Annotated in this window: 12 protein-coding genes; 4 read left to right on the forward strand and 8 right to left on the reverse strand. The window is 65.1% G+C overall.

Translation table 11 applies throughout. The features are described 5' to 3' along the window. The first annotated feature begins 64 nt into the window (after positions 1 to 64). The gene (locus tag VMR39_RS10630; RefSeq protein ID WP_325415939.1) at positions 65 to 994 is read left to right on the forward strand and encodes a LysR family transcriptional regulator; all 930 of its coding nucleotides are present in this window, start codon (positions 65 to 67) and stop codon (positions 992 to 994) included. Positions 995 to 1,015: 21 nt separating this feature from the next. Here VMR39_RS10630 and VMR39_RS10635 read toward each other — a convergent pair whose 3' ends face one another. Both VMR39_RS10635 and VMR39_RS10640 read right to left on the reverse strand, forming a co-directional pair. Beyond that, positions 1,016 to 2,980, reverse strand: coding sequence for a TonB-dependent receptor domain-containing protein (locus tag VMR39_RS10635; protein ID WP_325415940.1), 1,965 nt, complete (start codon positions 2,978 to 2,980; stop codon positions 1,016 to 1,018). A gap of 166 nt (positions 2,981 to 3,146) precedes the next feature. Further along, positions 3,147 to 4,118, reverse strand: coding sequence for a LysR family transcriptional regulator (locus VMR39_RS10640; RefSeq protein WP_325415941.1), 972 nt, complete (start codon positions 4,116 to 4,118; stop codon positions 3,147 to 3,149). A gap of 102 nt (positions 4,119 to 4,220) precedes the next feature. On the opposite strand from VMR39_RS10640, the gene VMR39_RS10645 reads away from it, so the two are divergent. Next, positions 4,221 to 4,772 carry a phosphotyrosine protein phosphatase gene (locus VMR39_RS10645; protein ID WP_325415942.1) on the forward strand — a complete coding sequence of 184 codons (552 nt, stop codon included), beginning with the start codon at positions 4,221 to 4,223 and terminating at the stop codon, positions 4,770 to 4,772. On the opposite strand, the gene VMR39_RS10650 is transcribed toward VMR39_RS10645, so the two are convergent. The 4 genes from VMR39_RS10650 to VMR39_RS10665 all read right to left on the reverse strand — a co-directional run bounded on the left by VMR39_RS10650 (position 4,744) and on the right by VMR39_RS10665 (position 9,926). Then, positions 4,744 to 5,955 carry a carboxylate--amine ligase gene (locus VMR39_RS10650; protein WP_325415943.1) on the reverse strand — a complete coding sequence of 404 codons (1,212 nt, stop codon included), beginning with the start codon at positions 5,953 to 5,955 and terminating at the stop codon, positions 4,744 to 4,746. The genes VMR39_RS10645 and VMR39_RS10650 overlap by 29 nt on opposite strands. After that, a complete protein-coding gene (locus tag VMR39_RS10655; protein WP_325415944.1) occupies positions 5,952 to 6,932 on the reverse strand; it encodes a hypothetical protein in 981 nt (326 codons plus the stop codon). Before VMR39_RS10655 ends, VMR39_RS10650 begins: the two co-directional genes overlap by 4 nt. Positions 6,933 to 7,048: 116 nt before the next feature. Beyond that, the gene (locus VMR39_RS10660) at positions 7,049 to 7,546 is read right to left on the reverse strand and encodes a flavin reductase family protein (protein ID WP_325415945.1); all 498 of its coding nucleotides are present in this window, start codon (positions 7,544 to 7,546) and stop codon (positions 7,049 to 7,051) included. Positions 7,547 to 7,664: 118 nt separating this feature from the next. Further along, positions 7,665 to 9,926 (reverse strand): NADP-dependent malic enzyme, encoded by a 2,262-nt coding sequence (locus tag VMR39_RS10665; protein ID WP_325415946.1) that lies wholly within the window; start codon positions 9,924 to 9,926, stop codon positions 7,665 to 7,667. Between the two features lie 139 nt (positions 9,927 to 10,065). On the opposite strand from VMR39_RS10665, the gene mutS reads away from it, so the two are divergent. Both mutS and VMR39_RS10675 read left to right on the forward strand, forming a co-directional pair. Continuing rightward, a complete protein-coding gene (gene mutS / locus VMR39_RS10670; RefSeq protein WP_325415947.1) occupies positions 10,066 to 12,738 on the forward strand; it encodes a DNA mismatch repair protein MutS in 2,673 nt (890 codons plus the stop codon). A 9-nt stretch (positions 12,739 to 12,747) separates the two neighbouring features. After that, entirely contained in the window at positions 12,748 to 15,510 is a 2,763-nt protein-coding gene (locus tag VMR39_RS10675; protein WP_325415948.1) for a [protein-PII] uridylyltransferase, read from the forward strand. Between the two features lie 31 nt (positions 15,511 to 15,541). Here VMR39_RS10675 and VMR39_RS10680 read toward each other — a convergent pair whose 3' ends face one another. Continuing rightward, complete coding sequence (locus VMR39_RS10680; RefSeq protein ID WP_325415949.1) at positions 15,542 to 16,045, reverse strand: L,D-transpeptidase family protein; 504 nt, start codon at positions 16,043 to 16,045, stop codon at positions 15,542 to 15,544. Continuing rightward, the coding region (gene ribA, locus VMR39_RS10685) for a GTP cyclohydrolase II (RefSeq protein WP_325415950.1) at positions 16,042 to 16,689 on the reverse strand (648 nt) is incomplete at its 5' end. The genes ribA and VMR39_RS10680, both read right to left, overlap by 4 nt.

Consider the following 16,689-nt stretch of genomic DNA (forward strand, 5'->3'; position numbering starts at 1 on the left):
AGACCTTACCATCTTTCTCGGTCAGACAGATAAAATCTGTCGAACTGTTCGAGGAAATGGAAAAGTGAATAATCCCGGCACGCCGACCTTCGATCAGTTGCGCATCTTCCTGACCATCGTCGACACGGGCAGCTTCGCCGGGGCGGGGCGCAAGCTCAACCGCGCCGTCTCGGTCATCAGCTATGGCATCGCCAATCTGGAGACGCAGCTGGGACTGCTGCTGTTCGATCGGGAAGGGACGAAGAAGCCGCAGCTGACCGTCGCCGGGCGAGCATTGCTGGCGGAGGTCCGTTCCATCTCCCACGGGATCGACGGGCTGCGCGCCAAGGTGAAGGGGCTGCTCGACGGGCTGGAAGCCGAGGTCAACATCGCGGTTGACGTCATGCTGCCGGCCGAACGGCTGGGCAAGGTGCTGCGCGCCTTTGCCAGGGAATTTCCGACCGTCCAGCTGCGCCTCCATGCCGAAGCGCTGGGCGCGATCGTCGCCATGGTGCTGGACAAGGGCGCGGTGATCGGTCTGTCCGGTCCGCTGTCGGCCGGTGTCGAAGGGATAGAGAGCATGGCCGCCGGATCGGTGCCGATGGTGCCGGTCGCTGCGCCCGATCATCCGCTCGGCCGGATGGAAACCATCCTGCCGGGCGCGGGTCGCGACTATACCCAGCTCGTTCTGACCGATCGGTCGCGCTTCACCGAGGGGCAGGATTATTCGGTATCCAGTCCCAAGACCTGGCGGCTGGCGGATTTGGGCGCGAAACATGCGCTGCTGCGCGAAGGCATCGGATGGGGCAACATGCCGCTACCGATGATCGAGCCTGATCTGGTCGCCGGCACCTTGGTGCGGCTCGCCATGCCCGATCATAGCGGCGGCACCTATCGTTTCTCGGGCATATGGCGGCGCGACACGCCACCCGGTCCCGCCGCCTCCTGGCTGCTCGACCAGTTCGTGTCGCTGGGCCGGGACGACCGGGAACTGGATGGCATGGGCGACGTCTGACCACTCCGCCCGTGTCCCTGATCAGAAGCGCGCCGATACGCCCATCCAGAGGCGCGCCGGGTCGATGACGAAGCCCGCCGTCTCATAGTCCAGCCGCTTGTCGAGCAGATTCTGCACGCCGCCATGGAAGGTGAAGTCGCGCGTGATCCTGTAGGATGCGCCGATGTCCACCACCGTATAGCTGGGTGCGAAGACGTTGGTGCCGCTGATCTGCGCTTCGGTCACGGCTTCCCTTCCGCGATAGACGGCGCGGGCGAAGCCACTCAGGCGATGATCCGGCTTCCAGTTGAGCGACAGGCTCGCCTGCTGCTTGGGCGTGTCGTTGAGCGCCGCGCCGGCAGCCGCGCCGGTCAGTTGTTCGGAATCGGTCAGCGTGCCGCTGGCCGTGACGCGCCAGGCCTTGGACAGGCGGACATCGACCGATGCCTCGATCCCCCGAATCTTCGCCTTGTCGACATTGACATAGGTCGTCGGCGGACGGCCGATGGTGCTGAGCGGCTCGTCCACGCACCAGGCGCCGGCCGCGACGCAGGTCACGCGGGTGATCTTGTCGTTGTAGCGCGTGTCGAAAGCCGACAGCGTCGCCTGGAACGCCCGGCTCTCGAACAGCAGCGACGCCTCGATGGTGCGGGACGTTTCGGGCTTCAGGTCGGGATTGCCATAGATGGTGCCGCCCCGGCTGCTCTGCCCCCAATCCTTGAGCGTCTCGCGCAGATTGGGCGCGCGGAAGCCCTGCGAATAGCCGCCCTTCAGCGTGAAGGCGCGGTCGATATTCCAGACTGCATAGACGCGCGGTGTCCAGTGAGTGCCATATTGTTCATCCTCGTCCATGCGCAAGCCGCCGGTGAGCGCGAAACCGTCGAGCAGGCGCAGCTCATTCTCGGCGAACAGTGCCCAGGCGGTGCGCGTCGTGCCGGTCAGGGTCGAACCGCTGAGGCGATTGCCGGTCAGATCCTTCAGATCCTCCTTCCGGAAATAGACACCAACATTCAGCATGTTGGACGGCAGCGGTACGGTCCAGATGCTCTGTCCGACCAGATTCCTGATCCGCTTTTCGGATTCGATGTTCTTCGCATCCTCATATTGCAGATAGGATTCGGAATTGGCGAAGCCCCAGCGGCCGCTATGACTGACCGAAGTGACATAGCGTTCCTGCGTCTGGGTGGCTTGGGTGCCGGTCGGTTCGTCATCGCTCGCCTCGACCGTCTCGCCCGCGACCGTCGTCACCTTCTGCTTGTAATAGCCCGCCTCGACCAGGAAATCATGATTGTCGCCGGCCTTGAAGCCGATCTTGCCCGCCAGCGTCTCATCCTCGCGCCGGGGCGTGCCGCCGATCACCTTGTCGCCTTCGCGGCGGTTGATCGACCCTTGCAGTTGGAGGCCGATGCCGCCGGTAACGGGACCGGACAGATAGAAATTGCCATCGGCATAATTGCCATAGTCGCTGCCCAGTTGCATCGTGCCGTTGATGCGCGCGCTGCCGCGCCAGTCGTCGGCGATGCGGCGGGTGATGATGTTGACGACGCCGCCCATCGCATCGGACCCGTAGAGCGAGGACATGGGACCGCGCACCACCTCGATCCGCTCGATCGATTCCAGCGGCGGCAGCATCCCGCCCTCGCTGATATTGCCGCCATTGGTGCGGGATTCCCGCGACGACAGCCGCTTACCGTCGACCAGGATCAGCGTATATTCGGGCGACATGCCGCGGATCGAGATGTCGCGGCTGTTGCCTTCGCCGGTCGACACGGTGACGCCGGGCACCTCCAGCAGCGCATCGGTGACTTCGCGATAGGGCATCCGCTCCAGCTGCTCGCGATCGATCACGCTGATCGAGGCGGGGGCATTCTTCACCTCCTGCTCGCGCGCGGCAGCGGTCACGACGATCTGGTCGCCATCTGCCATCGCAGCGACGGCCAGCACGGGCGTCGGGCAGGCGAAGGGGACGAGCGCCACGGTGGCGCACAGCAGGGCACGAAGTTTCACGACACTGTCCTTCAAATGGGACGAGGGCTGCGCAGCCTGGCGCATCGCGATCTTGAGCCGCCGCGTTGTTGGCCGATGCCTGGAAGCCCCCGCTTCACTGCGAATGTTTCGCAGGAGCATTTGTCGAACCGACCGACAAAAGCCAAACATCAAATCTGAATAACGTTTATGCGCGGGGTGCCGACTGGGCGAGGCTCAGTTCGTCGATCAGCCAGAGGATCGCGGGATCGCGTGCGCTCCGCTCGTGCCAGAGCAGCCAATAGTCGAAACCCTTTATCTCCATCGGTGCGGAGAAGCAGGCGAGGCCATGGCTGGCCGCTAGCCGGTGTGCGGCGCGGGTCGGCAGCGTCAATATCGCCCGCGACGATCCGAGCAGGTCGGGTGCAGCGTAGAAATAGGGCAGCCGTGCCATGATCGATCGCTGCGATGCGCGATCTGCGAGCGAGGCGTCGACATGGTCGAACTCCTGCTCGCCGATCGCGATGGCGACATGCGGCCAGGCGAGATAGTCATCGATCGACATCGGATCGCCAGCAGGGCGATGAGCCAACGGGTGAGCCGCGCTCATCACGCAGGACTGTGTCTCGCTGAACAGGTAGCGCGCATGGGCAAGCGACAGGTCCGGCTCCAGCCCGCTGATGATGAGGTCCAGTTCCCCCGTCATCAGCCGCTTGAACATGTCGTGCGAGAAGGCCGAAATTTCGATGCTGCATCCCGGCGCCGCCGCCTTGATCTGCGGCAGCGCGGGCGTGAGCACCGACAGCACGCCAAAATCGGTCGAGGAAATATGGAAGGCCCGTGTCAGTTCGCGCGGGTCGAAGCGATCCGGCATCAACAGGGCGGACGACATGGCCAGCCAGTTTTCCAGCGGCTCGGCCAATTCGAGCGCGCGCCGCGTCACTGTCATCCCGCTCCCCGATCGCACCAGCAACGGGTCCGCCATCATCTGCCGCAACTGCCCCAGCGACCGGCTGACCGTCGGCTGGCTAAGGCCCAGACGCTGGGCGGTCCGGCTGACGCTCCGCGTCTGCAACAGGACGCTGAGCGTCATGAGCAGGTTCAGATCGGGCAGCTTGATGATGAAACTCCATGCTAATGCGATCAATGTGCAGATATGAGCGGTGCGCAAATCGCGCAAGAAACCTTCGCTGTGCGTTGCAAAGAGTCGCGATATGGCAACGGATCAGCAAGACTCCGGCTGCTATCAGTCGATCATGCGCCCTTTCCTTACTCGCCTGCCATGATCCGCCGCAGCTTCGGAACCCTTCGCGGGCTGGTGCGCCTCGCTTTCTCCTATCCGCAGTTGATGTTCGGCCTGTCGGCAAGCCAGCGGCCCGATCCGGCTCGCGTAAACCGGCTGGTCTTCGTCTGTCAGGGCAATATCTGCCGCAGCGCCTTCGCCGAGGTCGCTGCGCGCCGGGCGGGACTGCGCACCGCGTCTTTCGGCCTGTCGACCACGACCGGGCGCGCGGCCCATCCGCCGGCTATCGCCGCCGCCAGACTGCTGGGGCATGATCTGTCCGTCCACAGCGCCATCGACCTGACCGACCATGTCCCGGAAGACGGCGACCTGTTGCTGGCCATGGAAGTCCGGCAGCTGCATCGCCTGAGCGCGGACCCGCGTCTGCAAGGCTTGCCGCGCATGTTGCTCGGCCATTGGACCCGGCCGATGATGCCGCATCTGCACGATCCCTATGGGCTGGACGACGACTATATGGCGCAATGCCTGCGTCGGATCGATGGCGCGATTGGTCGGCTGGCCATCAGCTTCCCCGGCGCACGACTTTCCTGACCATCTGCGCCAAGTCGCGCAGCCAGGGCCGGGGGTCGACCGGGGTGAAGACATAATAGCGGGCGCGGGGATCGAAGAACCCCGCAACATAGGCCAGCAGGTCGGTGATCGGCCGCCGACGGAAAAAGGGATCGTCGATCCGGCCGGGCGTCATCAGCACGCGCGCAAGCCGCTTGGTTTCCGGCACCATATAGCGGGCGCGCAGATCGTCGCGCGGTGCGGGCGCAGGCTCCGTCTGCCCGAGTACCGTGCGCCGATAGGCTTCCCAGGCGAAATGCGCACCGCAATGCCAGGCAAGCGGCAGGCTGCCCCAGTAACGGCCATTGACCTCCATCAGCCAATAGTCGCCGGTTTCGGGATCATGGCGATATTCGACCATCGCCTGCCCTTCCCAGTCGAGCGCACGCAGCAGCTTTTCCGACAGCGCCATCTGCGCTGCATGATCGCCCGCAGGTTCGGCCCGGCAGAGCGTCGACACCCCCCCCTCCGGCGGCCATTCGTGCAGGCGACGATGCTGGAAGCGCAGGGTCGCCTGTCCGTGCTGCATATAGAGCATCTGCCCCAGACCCACGCCCCGGCAATATTGCTGGATCAACGGCCAGCGATCGATCGGCGCATAGCGATCCAGCAACGCCATGAGTTCACGGGGTGTGTGGACATATTCGGTCTTCAGCCATTCCAGCCCGGCTTGCTCCAGCACCGGCATGATGTCGGGCGGATTGGCCCATTTCGCGATCAACGGATACTGCATGGCGACTGTGCGCGCCGGGAAATCCTCGCCCGGCTGCGGCTGCCAGGTCTGGGGCACGCGCAGGCCCGCCTGCTCCGCCATGGCCAGCGTCCGCGCCTTGTCGATCACCCGTTCCAGGCGATCGGGACGCGGCACCAGCAGATGGCAATCGCCGACGCGTTGCGGCAGGGTCGCCAGATCGATCAGATCGCCTTCGGAAATGGCAAAGACCGCGCGCGCACCGGTACGAGCGATGAGATCAGGCAGCCAGGTCGAAGCGGGACCGTCGGGTCGCGCGATCACCGCCGTGCAATGGCGCGATGCCGTCGCGATACCTTTGGGGTCGCGGGCGACGCCATGCACCTCGACCCCGTGCTCGCCCAGTTCGCGCACGACGGTGAGGCTGATCGCATTTTCCGCGCCGATGACCAGCGCGACCGGACGACGCGTCACGCAGGGACCAGCCGACGTTCGTAGTGCCATGTCGCCAAAACCTGTTGCGCCACACGCAGACCGGTACGCAAGCGACTGGCCGGAACGCGCGTCAGCCCGCGCGCCGGAGCATCGGCGATGGCCGGGGAAAGATCATGGAAGCCCGCACCCCGGACTTGCGGCATGCGCCCTGCCGTCCGGCACAACGCCTCGAACCGCGCCATGACCGCGCCATTGAGCCGCTGCCGGTCGCGCGAAAGCATTTCGAAACTATGGGTGACGACGACGAAAGCGTCATGCCCTTCCCGCGCGGCATGATTCAGGCCGGCCCGCATCTCCGCCGCCGACATGGCGCAGATCTGCGCAGGACGAAAGCCGCCGGGCCGGTCGATGATACCCGATACCGGCAGTTCGATGACGCCGTGCGTAGGGACTGCGGCGATCTGCTCCCGATCGGCGACAATGCCGCATTCCCGGCCAAGATAGGCGGGGTTGACGCTACTGTCCCAGAGGATGTCGATCGCCGCCAACGCGCGCAGCGTGTCGTCATTCGCGCCAAAATTACCCGCGCGAAAGGCAGTGATGGGAGGCGCACCGGCTTCCTCCAGCAGATGCTTGGCCAGACCGAGGAGAAGGATTTGATCCGCCAATGTGAAATCGCCGATATTGCGGCCCTGTCGCCCATCGACCGGCGAATCCTTTACCCATGCCAGCCATTCTGTGTGGATATGCAGTTGCACCTCATGCCCGCGCCGGACGATCTCGCCGACGATGGGCTTCAGGAAATCGACGCCATGGATCAACGCTGGCAGGGGATCGAGGAAGAAGACGCCCTTCAACCCATGGCGATCGAGCAGTTGCATCTGCCAGCCAATGCCCACCGCCTGTCCGCGCGCCTCTGCCCAGATCGACCGGCGCACATTCTCCTCCAGAGCAACGCCTTGCAGGTGCAGAGCAGCGGAGAGTTCCGTATCGACGGTGATGAGCAGCGCGGTCATGCAGCGATCCGGTCCGGGGGTGACGCGTCCGACATAGACGCCATCGGTTAAGGAGCAGTAATATGTCCCCCTTATGTCCGGCCGTTCACATGTTGGAAAGACTGATGCTTCCTTCGTCACTCCAACAGGGAAAATTCGCCATAATTGCCCTGGAAGAACAGTAGCGGTCGCTCAGGCCGCTCCGCTTCCAGTGCTACCACGCGCCCAAGTACGATATAATGATCGCCCGCCTCATGCACGGCATCGAGCGTGCAGTCGATCCAGGCGACGACATCGTCCAGAATCGGCGACCCATTGGCCGAGACGCGATGCGCGATGCCGGCGAACTTGTCCGTCCCCGGCCCGGCGATCTGGCGGCAGAGCTGCTTCTGGTCGCTGGCGAGGACATTAACGCAGAAACGTCCGACCTTTTCGATCCGGGGCCAGCTGCTGGAGGTCTTGGCCGGGAAGAAGGCAACTAGCGGCGGATCGAGCGACACGGAGGTGAAAGACCCCACGACCATGCCCACCGGCGATCCGTCGGGCTCCACCGCCGTCACGACACAGACGCCGGTCGGATAGTGGCCCAGCACGCGCCGGAAGGTCGCACTATCGAAACTGGCGGATACGCTCATGCCCTTGTTCGCTCCCTTGACGGATGATCGTCCCTCCCTGTCGCGTGAGGCAGGAGCGTTGCAAGTGAAAAAGCGCGGCCGACCGACGAGCAATGCTCAGCGATCGACCGACAGGGATTCAGAGCGCAACGCCGCCCGCCGCCAGAACGGCGAGGGTCAGCAGTTCCGACGCATTGGACGACATGGTTGCGATCTGCACCGACTTTTCCATGCCGACCAGCACCGGCCCGATCATGGACGTGCCGCCCAGTTCGCGCAACAGCTTGGCCGAGATGTTGGCCGATTGCAGACCTGGCATCACCAGCACATTGGCCGGGCCGGACAGGCGGCTGAACGGATAATTCTTCATGACGGCGGGATTGAGCGCCGCGTCGGGCGTCATTTCACCTTCATATTCAAAATCGACATTCCGCTGATCCAGCACCTTCACCGCGTCGCGCACATTGTCGAGGAAGCTGCCCGGCGGATTGCCGAAATTGGAATAGGAGAGGAACGCGACGCGCGGATCATGACCCATGCGCCGGGCGACGGCGACGGTCCCCTCAGCGATATCGGCCAGTTCGGTGGCCGATGGACGTTCATGCACGGTGGTGTCGGCCAGGAACACCGTCTTGTCCTTCGCGACCATGACGTGGATGCCGAAGGGGGTGCGCCCGGCGACCGGGTCCATCACCCGCTTCACTTCGCGCAGCGTCTGTGCATAGGGGCGCGTGATGCCGCTGATCATTGCGTCGGCAACGCCCATCTTGACCAGCAGCGATCCGAAGATGTTGCGGTCGCGATTGACCATCCGCTCGCAGTCGCGGCGCAAATAACCGCGCCGCTGCAAGCGCTTGTAAAGCAGGTCGACCATATCAGGGACCAGCGGCGAATTGACGCTGTTGTGCAGTTCGAAGCTTTCCGGATCCTGGACGCCCAGTTCCTTCAGCTTGTCGAGCACATGGGCGCGGCCGACCAGCACGGGGATGCCATAGCCATGCTCGCGGAACTGGATCGCTGCGCGCAGCACAACCTCCTCCTCCGCCTCGGCGAAGACCACCCGCTTGGGGTTGGCACGGGCGACTTCATAGGCGGTGGTGAGGACGGTGGTGGTGGGATTGAGCCGGGCCTTGAGCGACTGGCGATAGGCTGCCATGTCCTCGATCGGCTTCTGCGCGACGCCTGTCGCCATCGCAGCCTCGGCGACGGCGGCGGGTACCACTTCCATCAGGCGCGGGTCGAAGGGCGCGGGGATGATATAGTCGGGGCCGAAGCTGTGCGACCGGCCATAGGCCTTGGCCACTTCCTCGGGCACCTGCTCGCGCGCCAGATCGGCGATCGCCTTGGCGGCGGCGAGCTTCATCGGCTCGTTGATCCCGGTCGCCCGCACGTCGAGCGCGCCGCGGAAGATGAAGGGGAAGCCCAGCACATTGTTGACCTGGTTCGGGAAGTCCGACCGGCCTGTGGCGACGATCACGTCGGGACGGACGGCGTGCGCATCGGGCGGCAGGATTTCGGGATCGGGATTCGCCATGGCGAAGATGATCGGCTTGTCCGCCATCGACCTGACCATCTCCTGCGACATGGCGCCCGCAACCGACAGGCCCAGGAACACGTCCGCGCCCTTCACCGCCTCGGCCAGCGTGCGCGCGTCGGTCTTCACCGCGTGAGCCGACTTCCACTGGTTCATGCCTTCGGTGCGACCTTGATAGATCACGCCCTTGCTGTCGCACATGATGACATTGTCGTTGGGGACGCCCAGCGCCTTGATCAGTTCAGTGCAGCTGATGGAGGCCGCGCCCGCGCCGTTCACCACCACCTTCATGTCCTTCATGTCGCGCCCGGTCAGCAGCGCCGCATTGATGACGCCCGCGGCCGCGATGATCGCCGTGCCATGCTGGTCGTCATGAAAGACCGGAATGTTCATCCGTTCCTTCAGCGTCTGTTCGATGATGAAGCATTCAGGCGCCTTGATATCCTCAAGGTTGATGCCGCCAAAGCTCGGCTCCATCAGCTCGACCGCATCGATGAACCGGTCGACATCCTCGGTCTTGAGTTCGATATCGATGCTGTCGACGTCGGCGAAGCGCTTGAAGAGCACCGCCTTGCCTTCCATCACCGGTTTGGACGCCAGCGCGCCCAGATTGCCCAGGCCCAGGATGGCCGTACCGTTGGAAATGACCGCCACCAGATTGCCCTTGGCCGTATAGTCGTAGGCCGCCGCCGGATCTTCGGCGATCGCCCGCACCGGCACCGCGACGCCGGGCGAATAGGCGAGGCTCAGGTCGCGCTGCGTCGCCATCGGCTTGGACGCGATGATCTCGATCTTGCCGGGACGGCCGGTGGAGTGGAAGAACAGCGCCTCGCGTTCGGAGAATTCCACATTCGACTTATCTGTCATGGCGGCCACCCATATATTGGAATAAGAAGGCCGCCCTAGCGGTAACTTTATCTTGTGGGCAAGTGCGAGAAGCGCAATTTTCCTGCCTTTCCGCGAAGCTCTGGTTTCAGAGCGGCGATCAGGCTATCGCCATTCCCCCATGGCAAAATCGACCGACAGCTCGCCCTCTTCCTCCAGCCAGCCCACCCCGATGATGGCGCAATATCTGGCGCTGAAGGCGGAAGCGGAGGATTGCCTGCTCTTCTACCGGATGGGTGATTTCTTCGAACTGTTCTTCGACGACGCCAAGATGGCGGCGGCGACGCTCGACATCGCGCTGACCAGCCGGGGAGAGCATGGCGGCGCGCCGATTCCGATGTGCGGCGTGCCGGTGCATAGCGCCGAAGGCTATCTCGCCCGCCTCATCAAGGGCGGCCACCGCGTCGCCATCGCCGAACAGACCGAAACCCCGGCGCAGGCCAAGGCCCAGGCCAAAGAACGGGGTGGCAAGGCACTCGTGGCGCGAGCCATCGTCCGCTACGTCACTGCCGGCACGCTGACCGAAGAGACGCTGCTCGACAGCCGACGCGACAATATGCTGGTGGCGCTGGCGCAGGTCGGCGGGGAAGGATCGGGCGAGATCGGCATCGCCGCCGCCGATATTTCCACCGGCCGGTTCGAGACGATGACCTGCCCGATGGGCGACCTGCCCGCCGAACTGGCGCGGCTGCGGCCCAGCGAAACGGTGGTGGCCGAAGGGTCGACTATCGACGTCGCGGAAACGCATCCGTTCGACCGCGCCGCCTTCTCCAGCGGCCGCGCCGAAGAGGCGCTGAAGCGCCTGTTCGGCGTCGCCACCCTGGACGGCTTCGGCCAGTTCGGGCGCGCGGAGCTGGCGGCGATGGGCGGCCTCATCGCCTATCTCGACCATGCGGGCAAAGGCACCCTGCCCTTCCTCGCGCCGCCGCTGCGCAAGACGAGCGGCGGCCATGTCGCGATCGATGCGGCAACGCGCGAGAGTCTGGAGATCGTCGCCACCATGGCCGGCTCCCGCGCGGGCAGCCTGCTCGGCGCGATCGACCGCACCGTTACAGGCGCCGGCGCCCGGCTGTTGGGACAGGATCTGTCCGCGCCGCTGATGGACCTCTCGACGATCGAAGCGCGGCTGGGCCTCGTGCAGCTGTTTCATGAGGATATGATCCTGCGCGACCAGCTCCGCGCTGCCCTGCGCGCCCTGCCCGACATCGGCCGTGCCCTGGGCCGTGTCGCGGTCGGGCGCGGCAGCCCGCGCGACCTCGGCCAGCTGCGCGATGGCCTTGGCGAAGCCCGCCTGCTGCGCGAGCGGCTGGGTCGACTCGTCGAGGCGCCGCAGCTGCTGTTGCAACTCCTGCCTGCGCTCGACGGCCACGGCGAACTGGTCGACGCCCTGTCGCGCGCGCTTGTCCCCGCCCCGCCGACCGAGACGAACAATGGCGGCTATATCGCTGACGGTTACGATCCCGCGCTCGACGAATTGCGCCGGATGGCGGGCGACGGCCGCCGCGCCATCGCTGCGCTGGAGGCGAAATATCGCGAGCAGACCGGCATTTCCTCGCTCAAGATCCGTCATAACGGCGTGCTAGGTTATCATGTCGAGGTGCCGGCCCGTGCCGCCGATGCGCTGATGGCCCCCGACAGCGGCTTCACCCATCGCCAGACGCTGGCCGGCGTTGTGCGCTTCAATTCCATCGATCTGCATGAGGAGGCCGGGCGCGTGGCGCAGGCAGGCGCCCATGCGCTGGTCGCCGAGGCCGCGCATCTCGAAGAGCTGATCAACGCCGTTCTCGACCGCAAGGCCGACATCGCCCGCGCCGCCGATGCCCTCGCCCGCCTCGACGTCGCCGCCGCGCTCGCCGAACGCGCGGCGGAAGGCGGCTGGCAACGGCCGCATTTCGTGGCTGCCGACAGCGCGGGCCAGTGCCTCGACATCGTCGGCGGCCGCCATCCTGTGGTCGAGGATGCGCTGCGCCGCGAAGGCCAGCCCTTCGTCGCAAATGATTGTCGCCTGTCCGAAAGCGACCGGCTCTGGCTCGTCACCGGTCCCAACATGGGCGGTAAGTCGACCTTCCTGCGGCAGAATGCGCTGATCGTCATTCTCGCGCAGGCCGGCGGCTATGTCCCGGCCGAGTCGGCCACGCTGACGCTGGTCGACCGCCTGTTCAGCCGCGTCGGCGCGTCGGACAATCTCGCCAAGGGCCGTTCCACCTTCATGGTCGAGATGGTCGAGACGGCGGCGATCCTCGCCCAGGCGACGGAACGCAGCTTCGTCATCCTCGACGAGGTCGGGCGCGGCACGTCGACCTATGACGGCCTTGCCCTCGCCTGGTCGGTGGTGGAGGCGGTGCATGAGGTCAATCGCTGCCGCTGCCTGTTCGCGACCCATTATCACGAACTGACGCGCCTCGCCGAAAGCCTCTCTTCGCTTTCGCTCCACCACGTCCGCGCGCGCGAGTGGAAGGGCGATCTCATTCTGCTGCACGAACTGGCAGAAGGACCGGCGGACCGCAGCTATGGCCTTGCCGTCGCGCGTCTTGCGGGCCTGCCGCCCGCCGTGCTCAAGCGCGCCAAGGATGTGCTCTCGCGGCTGGAAGCGGGCAAGGCGAAGACCGGCGGGATCGCCGCCGGCCTGGACGATCTGCCGCTTTTCGCCGCCGTCGCGGTGCAGGAAGAGGAAAAGGCCGACCCGCTGCGCGCTGCGATCGAGGCGATCGACGCCGACGCCCTGTCCCCGCGTGACGCACTCGATCATATATATCGCCTGAAACAACTGGCCGCCGACAGACAGCATGACTAGATAGCCCTTATGGTCATGCAGTTCCCCGCTTTGGGAGCGCGCCGCGCGATCATCGACCGGCGCGCGATTTCCGATACGATCAACGCCCTTGCGCTGGAGCATCGGGGCGATCCGATGCGGCTGCGCGGCGCGATCGTGAAAGAACTCAAGACTGCACTGGACCATGGCCGGGGCGAGGTCGCGAGGCGCCTGGAGGCCAAGCCGACGCGCGGGCGCGAGGCGGTGAGCGCCTTCGCCTTCCTGATCGACCAGATCATCCGCCTGCTCTACGACGCGACCACACACCATCTCTATCCTGCCGGCAATCGCAGCACCGGAGAACGGATCGTTCTGATCGCCGTGGGCGGCTATGGCCGGGGCGAGATGGCGCCGCACAGCGATGTCGATATCGGTTTCATCACCCCCTGGAAGCCGACCGGCTGGACCGAGCAGGTGATCGAATCCATGCTCTATTCGCTGTGGGATCTCGGCCTCAAGGTCGGCCACTCCAGCCGCTCGGTGGACGAAACGATGCGCATGGCGAAGAGCGATCTCACCGTCCGTACCGCCCTGCTGGAGGCGCGCTATATCTGGGGCGACCGCGCCCTGTACGAGGAAACCTCCGCCCGCTTCGATGCCGAAGTGATGCAGGGCAACGCCCGCGCCTTCGTCACCGAGAAGCTGGAAGAGCGCGACGAGCGGCACAAGCGCATGGGCGACAGCCGCTATGTCGTCGAGCCGAACGTCAAGGAAGGCAAGGGCGGCCTGCGCGACCTGCACACGCTTTTCTGGATCGGCAAATATGTGAACCGGGTGCGATCGGTCGCCGAACTGGTCGATGTCGGATTGCTGACGCAAGCCGAACTGCGCCAGTTCCAGAAGGCGGAGGATTTCCTCTGGGCGGTGCGCTGCCACCTCCACACCATCACCGGCCGGGCGGAAGATCGCCTGACCTTCGACCTGCAACTCGAAACCGCGACGCGGATGCACTTCATCGGCCGCGCCGGGCGGTCGGGGGTGGAGCGCTTCATGCGCTATTATTTCCTGAACGCGAAGACGGTGGGCGACCTCACCGCCGTGTTCCTGGCGCATCTGGACGACCAGATGGGGCCGAAAGGGCGACGCTACATCCCGTCCATATTCCGCCGACCCAAGAAGCTGGACGGCTTCGTGCTGGAACGCGGGCGCCTTGCCCTGCCCAGCGACGATTTCTTTCAGGCGGACCCGGTCCGGCTGCTTGAAATCTTCGCCGTGGCGGACAAGCATGAGCTTCAGATCCACCCCAGCGCCATGCGTGCAGCCAGCCGCGACGCCGGCCTGATCACCGCCAAGGTGCGCAAGGATTCCCGCGCCAACGCCGCCTTCATGGAGGTGCTGACCTCTCCCCGCGATCCCGAAACTGTGCTGCGCTGGATGAATGAATCGACCGTCTTCGGCCGCTTCATCCCTGACTTCCGCCGCGTCGTCGCGCAGATGCAGTTCGACATGTATCATCACTATACGGTCGATGAGCATACGATCCGCGCGGTCGGGCTGCTGGCGCGGATAGAAAAGGGCGAATTGCCGACCGATCATCCGCTCGCCACCGAATTGATGGGCAAGATTATTTCGCGCCGCGTCCTCTATGTCGCGGTGCTGTTGCACGACATCGCCAAGGGGCGCGGTGGCGATCACAGCCTGCTGGGTGCGGAGGTGGCCGACCATCTCTGCCCGCGCCTTGGCCTGACGGCGGCGGAAACGGAAACCGTCGCCTGGCTGGTGCGCTATCACTTGCTGATGTCGGCCACTGCCTTCAAGCGCGACCTGGCCGACTACAAGACGATCCTCGATTTCGTCGACGTGGTGCAGAGTCCAGAGCGCCTCCGCCTGCTGCTCTGCCTGACCGTGGTCGACATTCGCGCGGTGGGACCGGGCGTCTGGAACAGCTGGAAGCGGCAATTGCTGGGCGATCTCTATGACGCGGCAGAGGAAGTGCTGCGCCTCGGCCACAAACAGAAGGGCCGCAGCGAACGGGTCGCCGCCAAGCAGGTCGCATTGCGCGATGCGCTGGGCATGGACGAAGCCGCGTTCGAGGCGTTCAGGAAGCGATTGCCCGAATCCTACTGGATCGCCGAGCCGGAGGACATTCTGGTCCACAACGCCCAGCATATATTGGAGTCGGGGGACGCGCAGCTGTCGATCGCTGCGCAATATTATCCGCAGCGCGGCGCGACCCTCGTCACCGTCTATGCGACCGACCATCCGGGCCTCTTCTACCGGGTCGCCGGCGCCATCCATCTGGCGGGCGGCAACATTATCGACGCGCGCATCCACACGACGCGCGACGGCGTGGCGATCGACAATTTCCTGGTGCAGGATCCGTTCGGCGGCGCTTTCCACAGTCCCGAACAGCTGACGCGAATCCGCAACGCGATCGAGGATTCGCTGTCCAACCGGCATCGCCTGATCACCAAGCTGTCGGCCCGCCCCCTGCCCCGGACCCGCGCCGAGGCCTTTCGCATCGAACCGAACGTACTGATCGACAACAAGGCGTCAAACCGCTTCACCGTGGTCGAGGTGAATGCCCGCGACCGGCCGGCCTTGCTGTTCAGCCTGGCCAACGCGCTGTTCCAGTCGAAGGTGACGGTCCACAGCGCTCATGTCGCCACTTATGGCGAGCGCGCCGTCGACACTTTCTACATCACCGACCTTCTAGGCGGGAAGATTGAGAGCAAGGGCCGTTTACAGACGCTGGAACGCCGCTTGCTGGACGCCGCCGGCGGCGAAGTCGGGGACGCGCTGGAGATGGCCTGATCCACCCACCTCCGTTCGCTTCGAACGAATTTCAAGGCAGAATCTCCATCACATCCCCCGGCGCCAGCAACGGCAATAGCCGTAGCATATCCGTCCGTTCCACCGCGACGCAGCCCGCCGTGGGGCGTTCTTCGGACAGATGGAAGAAGATCGCGCTGCCCTGTCCCGGCACCGGTGGCGCGTCATTATGACCCAGCACGACGATGACGTCATAGGCATCGTCTTCACGGATCAGAGACTCGGCGGAGAAAGTCCGCGGCAAGCGGACCGGACGATTATAGGCCGGGTCATCCACGCCGTCCGACCAGCCATCGCCGGCGCGTACCCAGCGCCATGGCAGGCGGATTCGCGCCGCCTCGACTTTGCCCGGCCGCAGCAATACGCCACGGATCGGCCATGTCCCGAGCGGCGTGCAACCATCCCCTTCCTGCTTGTCTTCGCCGGCGCAGGCGCCGCCGCGCCCGATGGTGCAGGGGATGACGATATCGCTGAAACTCAAGCGCCCCGCGCCACATTCGACGCGGACGATGGTCATAGCTGGTGGCCGGTACGGTCGCGCTTGGTCGCCAGATAGCGCTCATTATGCGGATTGGCGGGCAGGACGATCGGCAGCCGCTCGGCCACCCTGATCCCCGCCGCTTCGAGCCCGATGACCTTGTTGGGATTGTTGGTGAGCAACCGCACTTCGCCGACGCCCAGCAGGTCGAGCATCCGCGCCGCGACGGAGAAATCGCGCGCGTCGATGGCAAAGCCCAGCCGCACATTGGCGTCGACCGTGTCGAACCCCTGATCCTGCATCGCATAGGCGCGCAGCTTGTTGACGAGGCCGATGCCTCGCCCCTCCTGCCGCAGATAGAGCAATATGCCCCAGGGCGCGTCGGCGATCTGGTGCAGCGCCTCATGCAGTTGCGGCCCGCAATCGCATTTCAGGCTGCCCAGCACGTCCCCGGTCAGGCATTCGCTGTGCAGGCGGATGACCGGGGGCGAGCCATCCCGCTTGCCGACGATCAGCGCGACATGCTCGCGCGGTTCGTCGGGACTGCGGAAGGCGACGATCTCGGCCGTTTCGCTGGCTGACACCGGCAGGCGCGCGCGCGTCGCGACAGCAAGATGGACGGCATCGTCATAGGCGGCGATGTCGTCGGCACCGACCTCCGCCTCGACGGGGCCATCATCCTG

Origin of the sequence: Sphingobium sp. (assembly GCF_035511395.1) — a bacterium.
GTDB lineage: Bacteria > Pseudomonadota > Alphaproteobacteria > Sphingomonadales > Sphingomonadaceae > Sphingobium.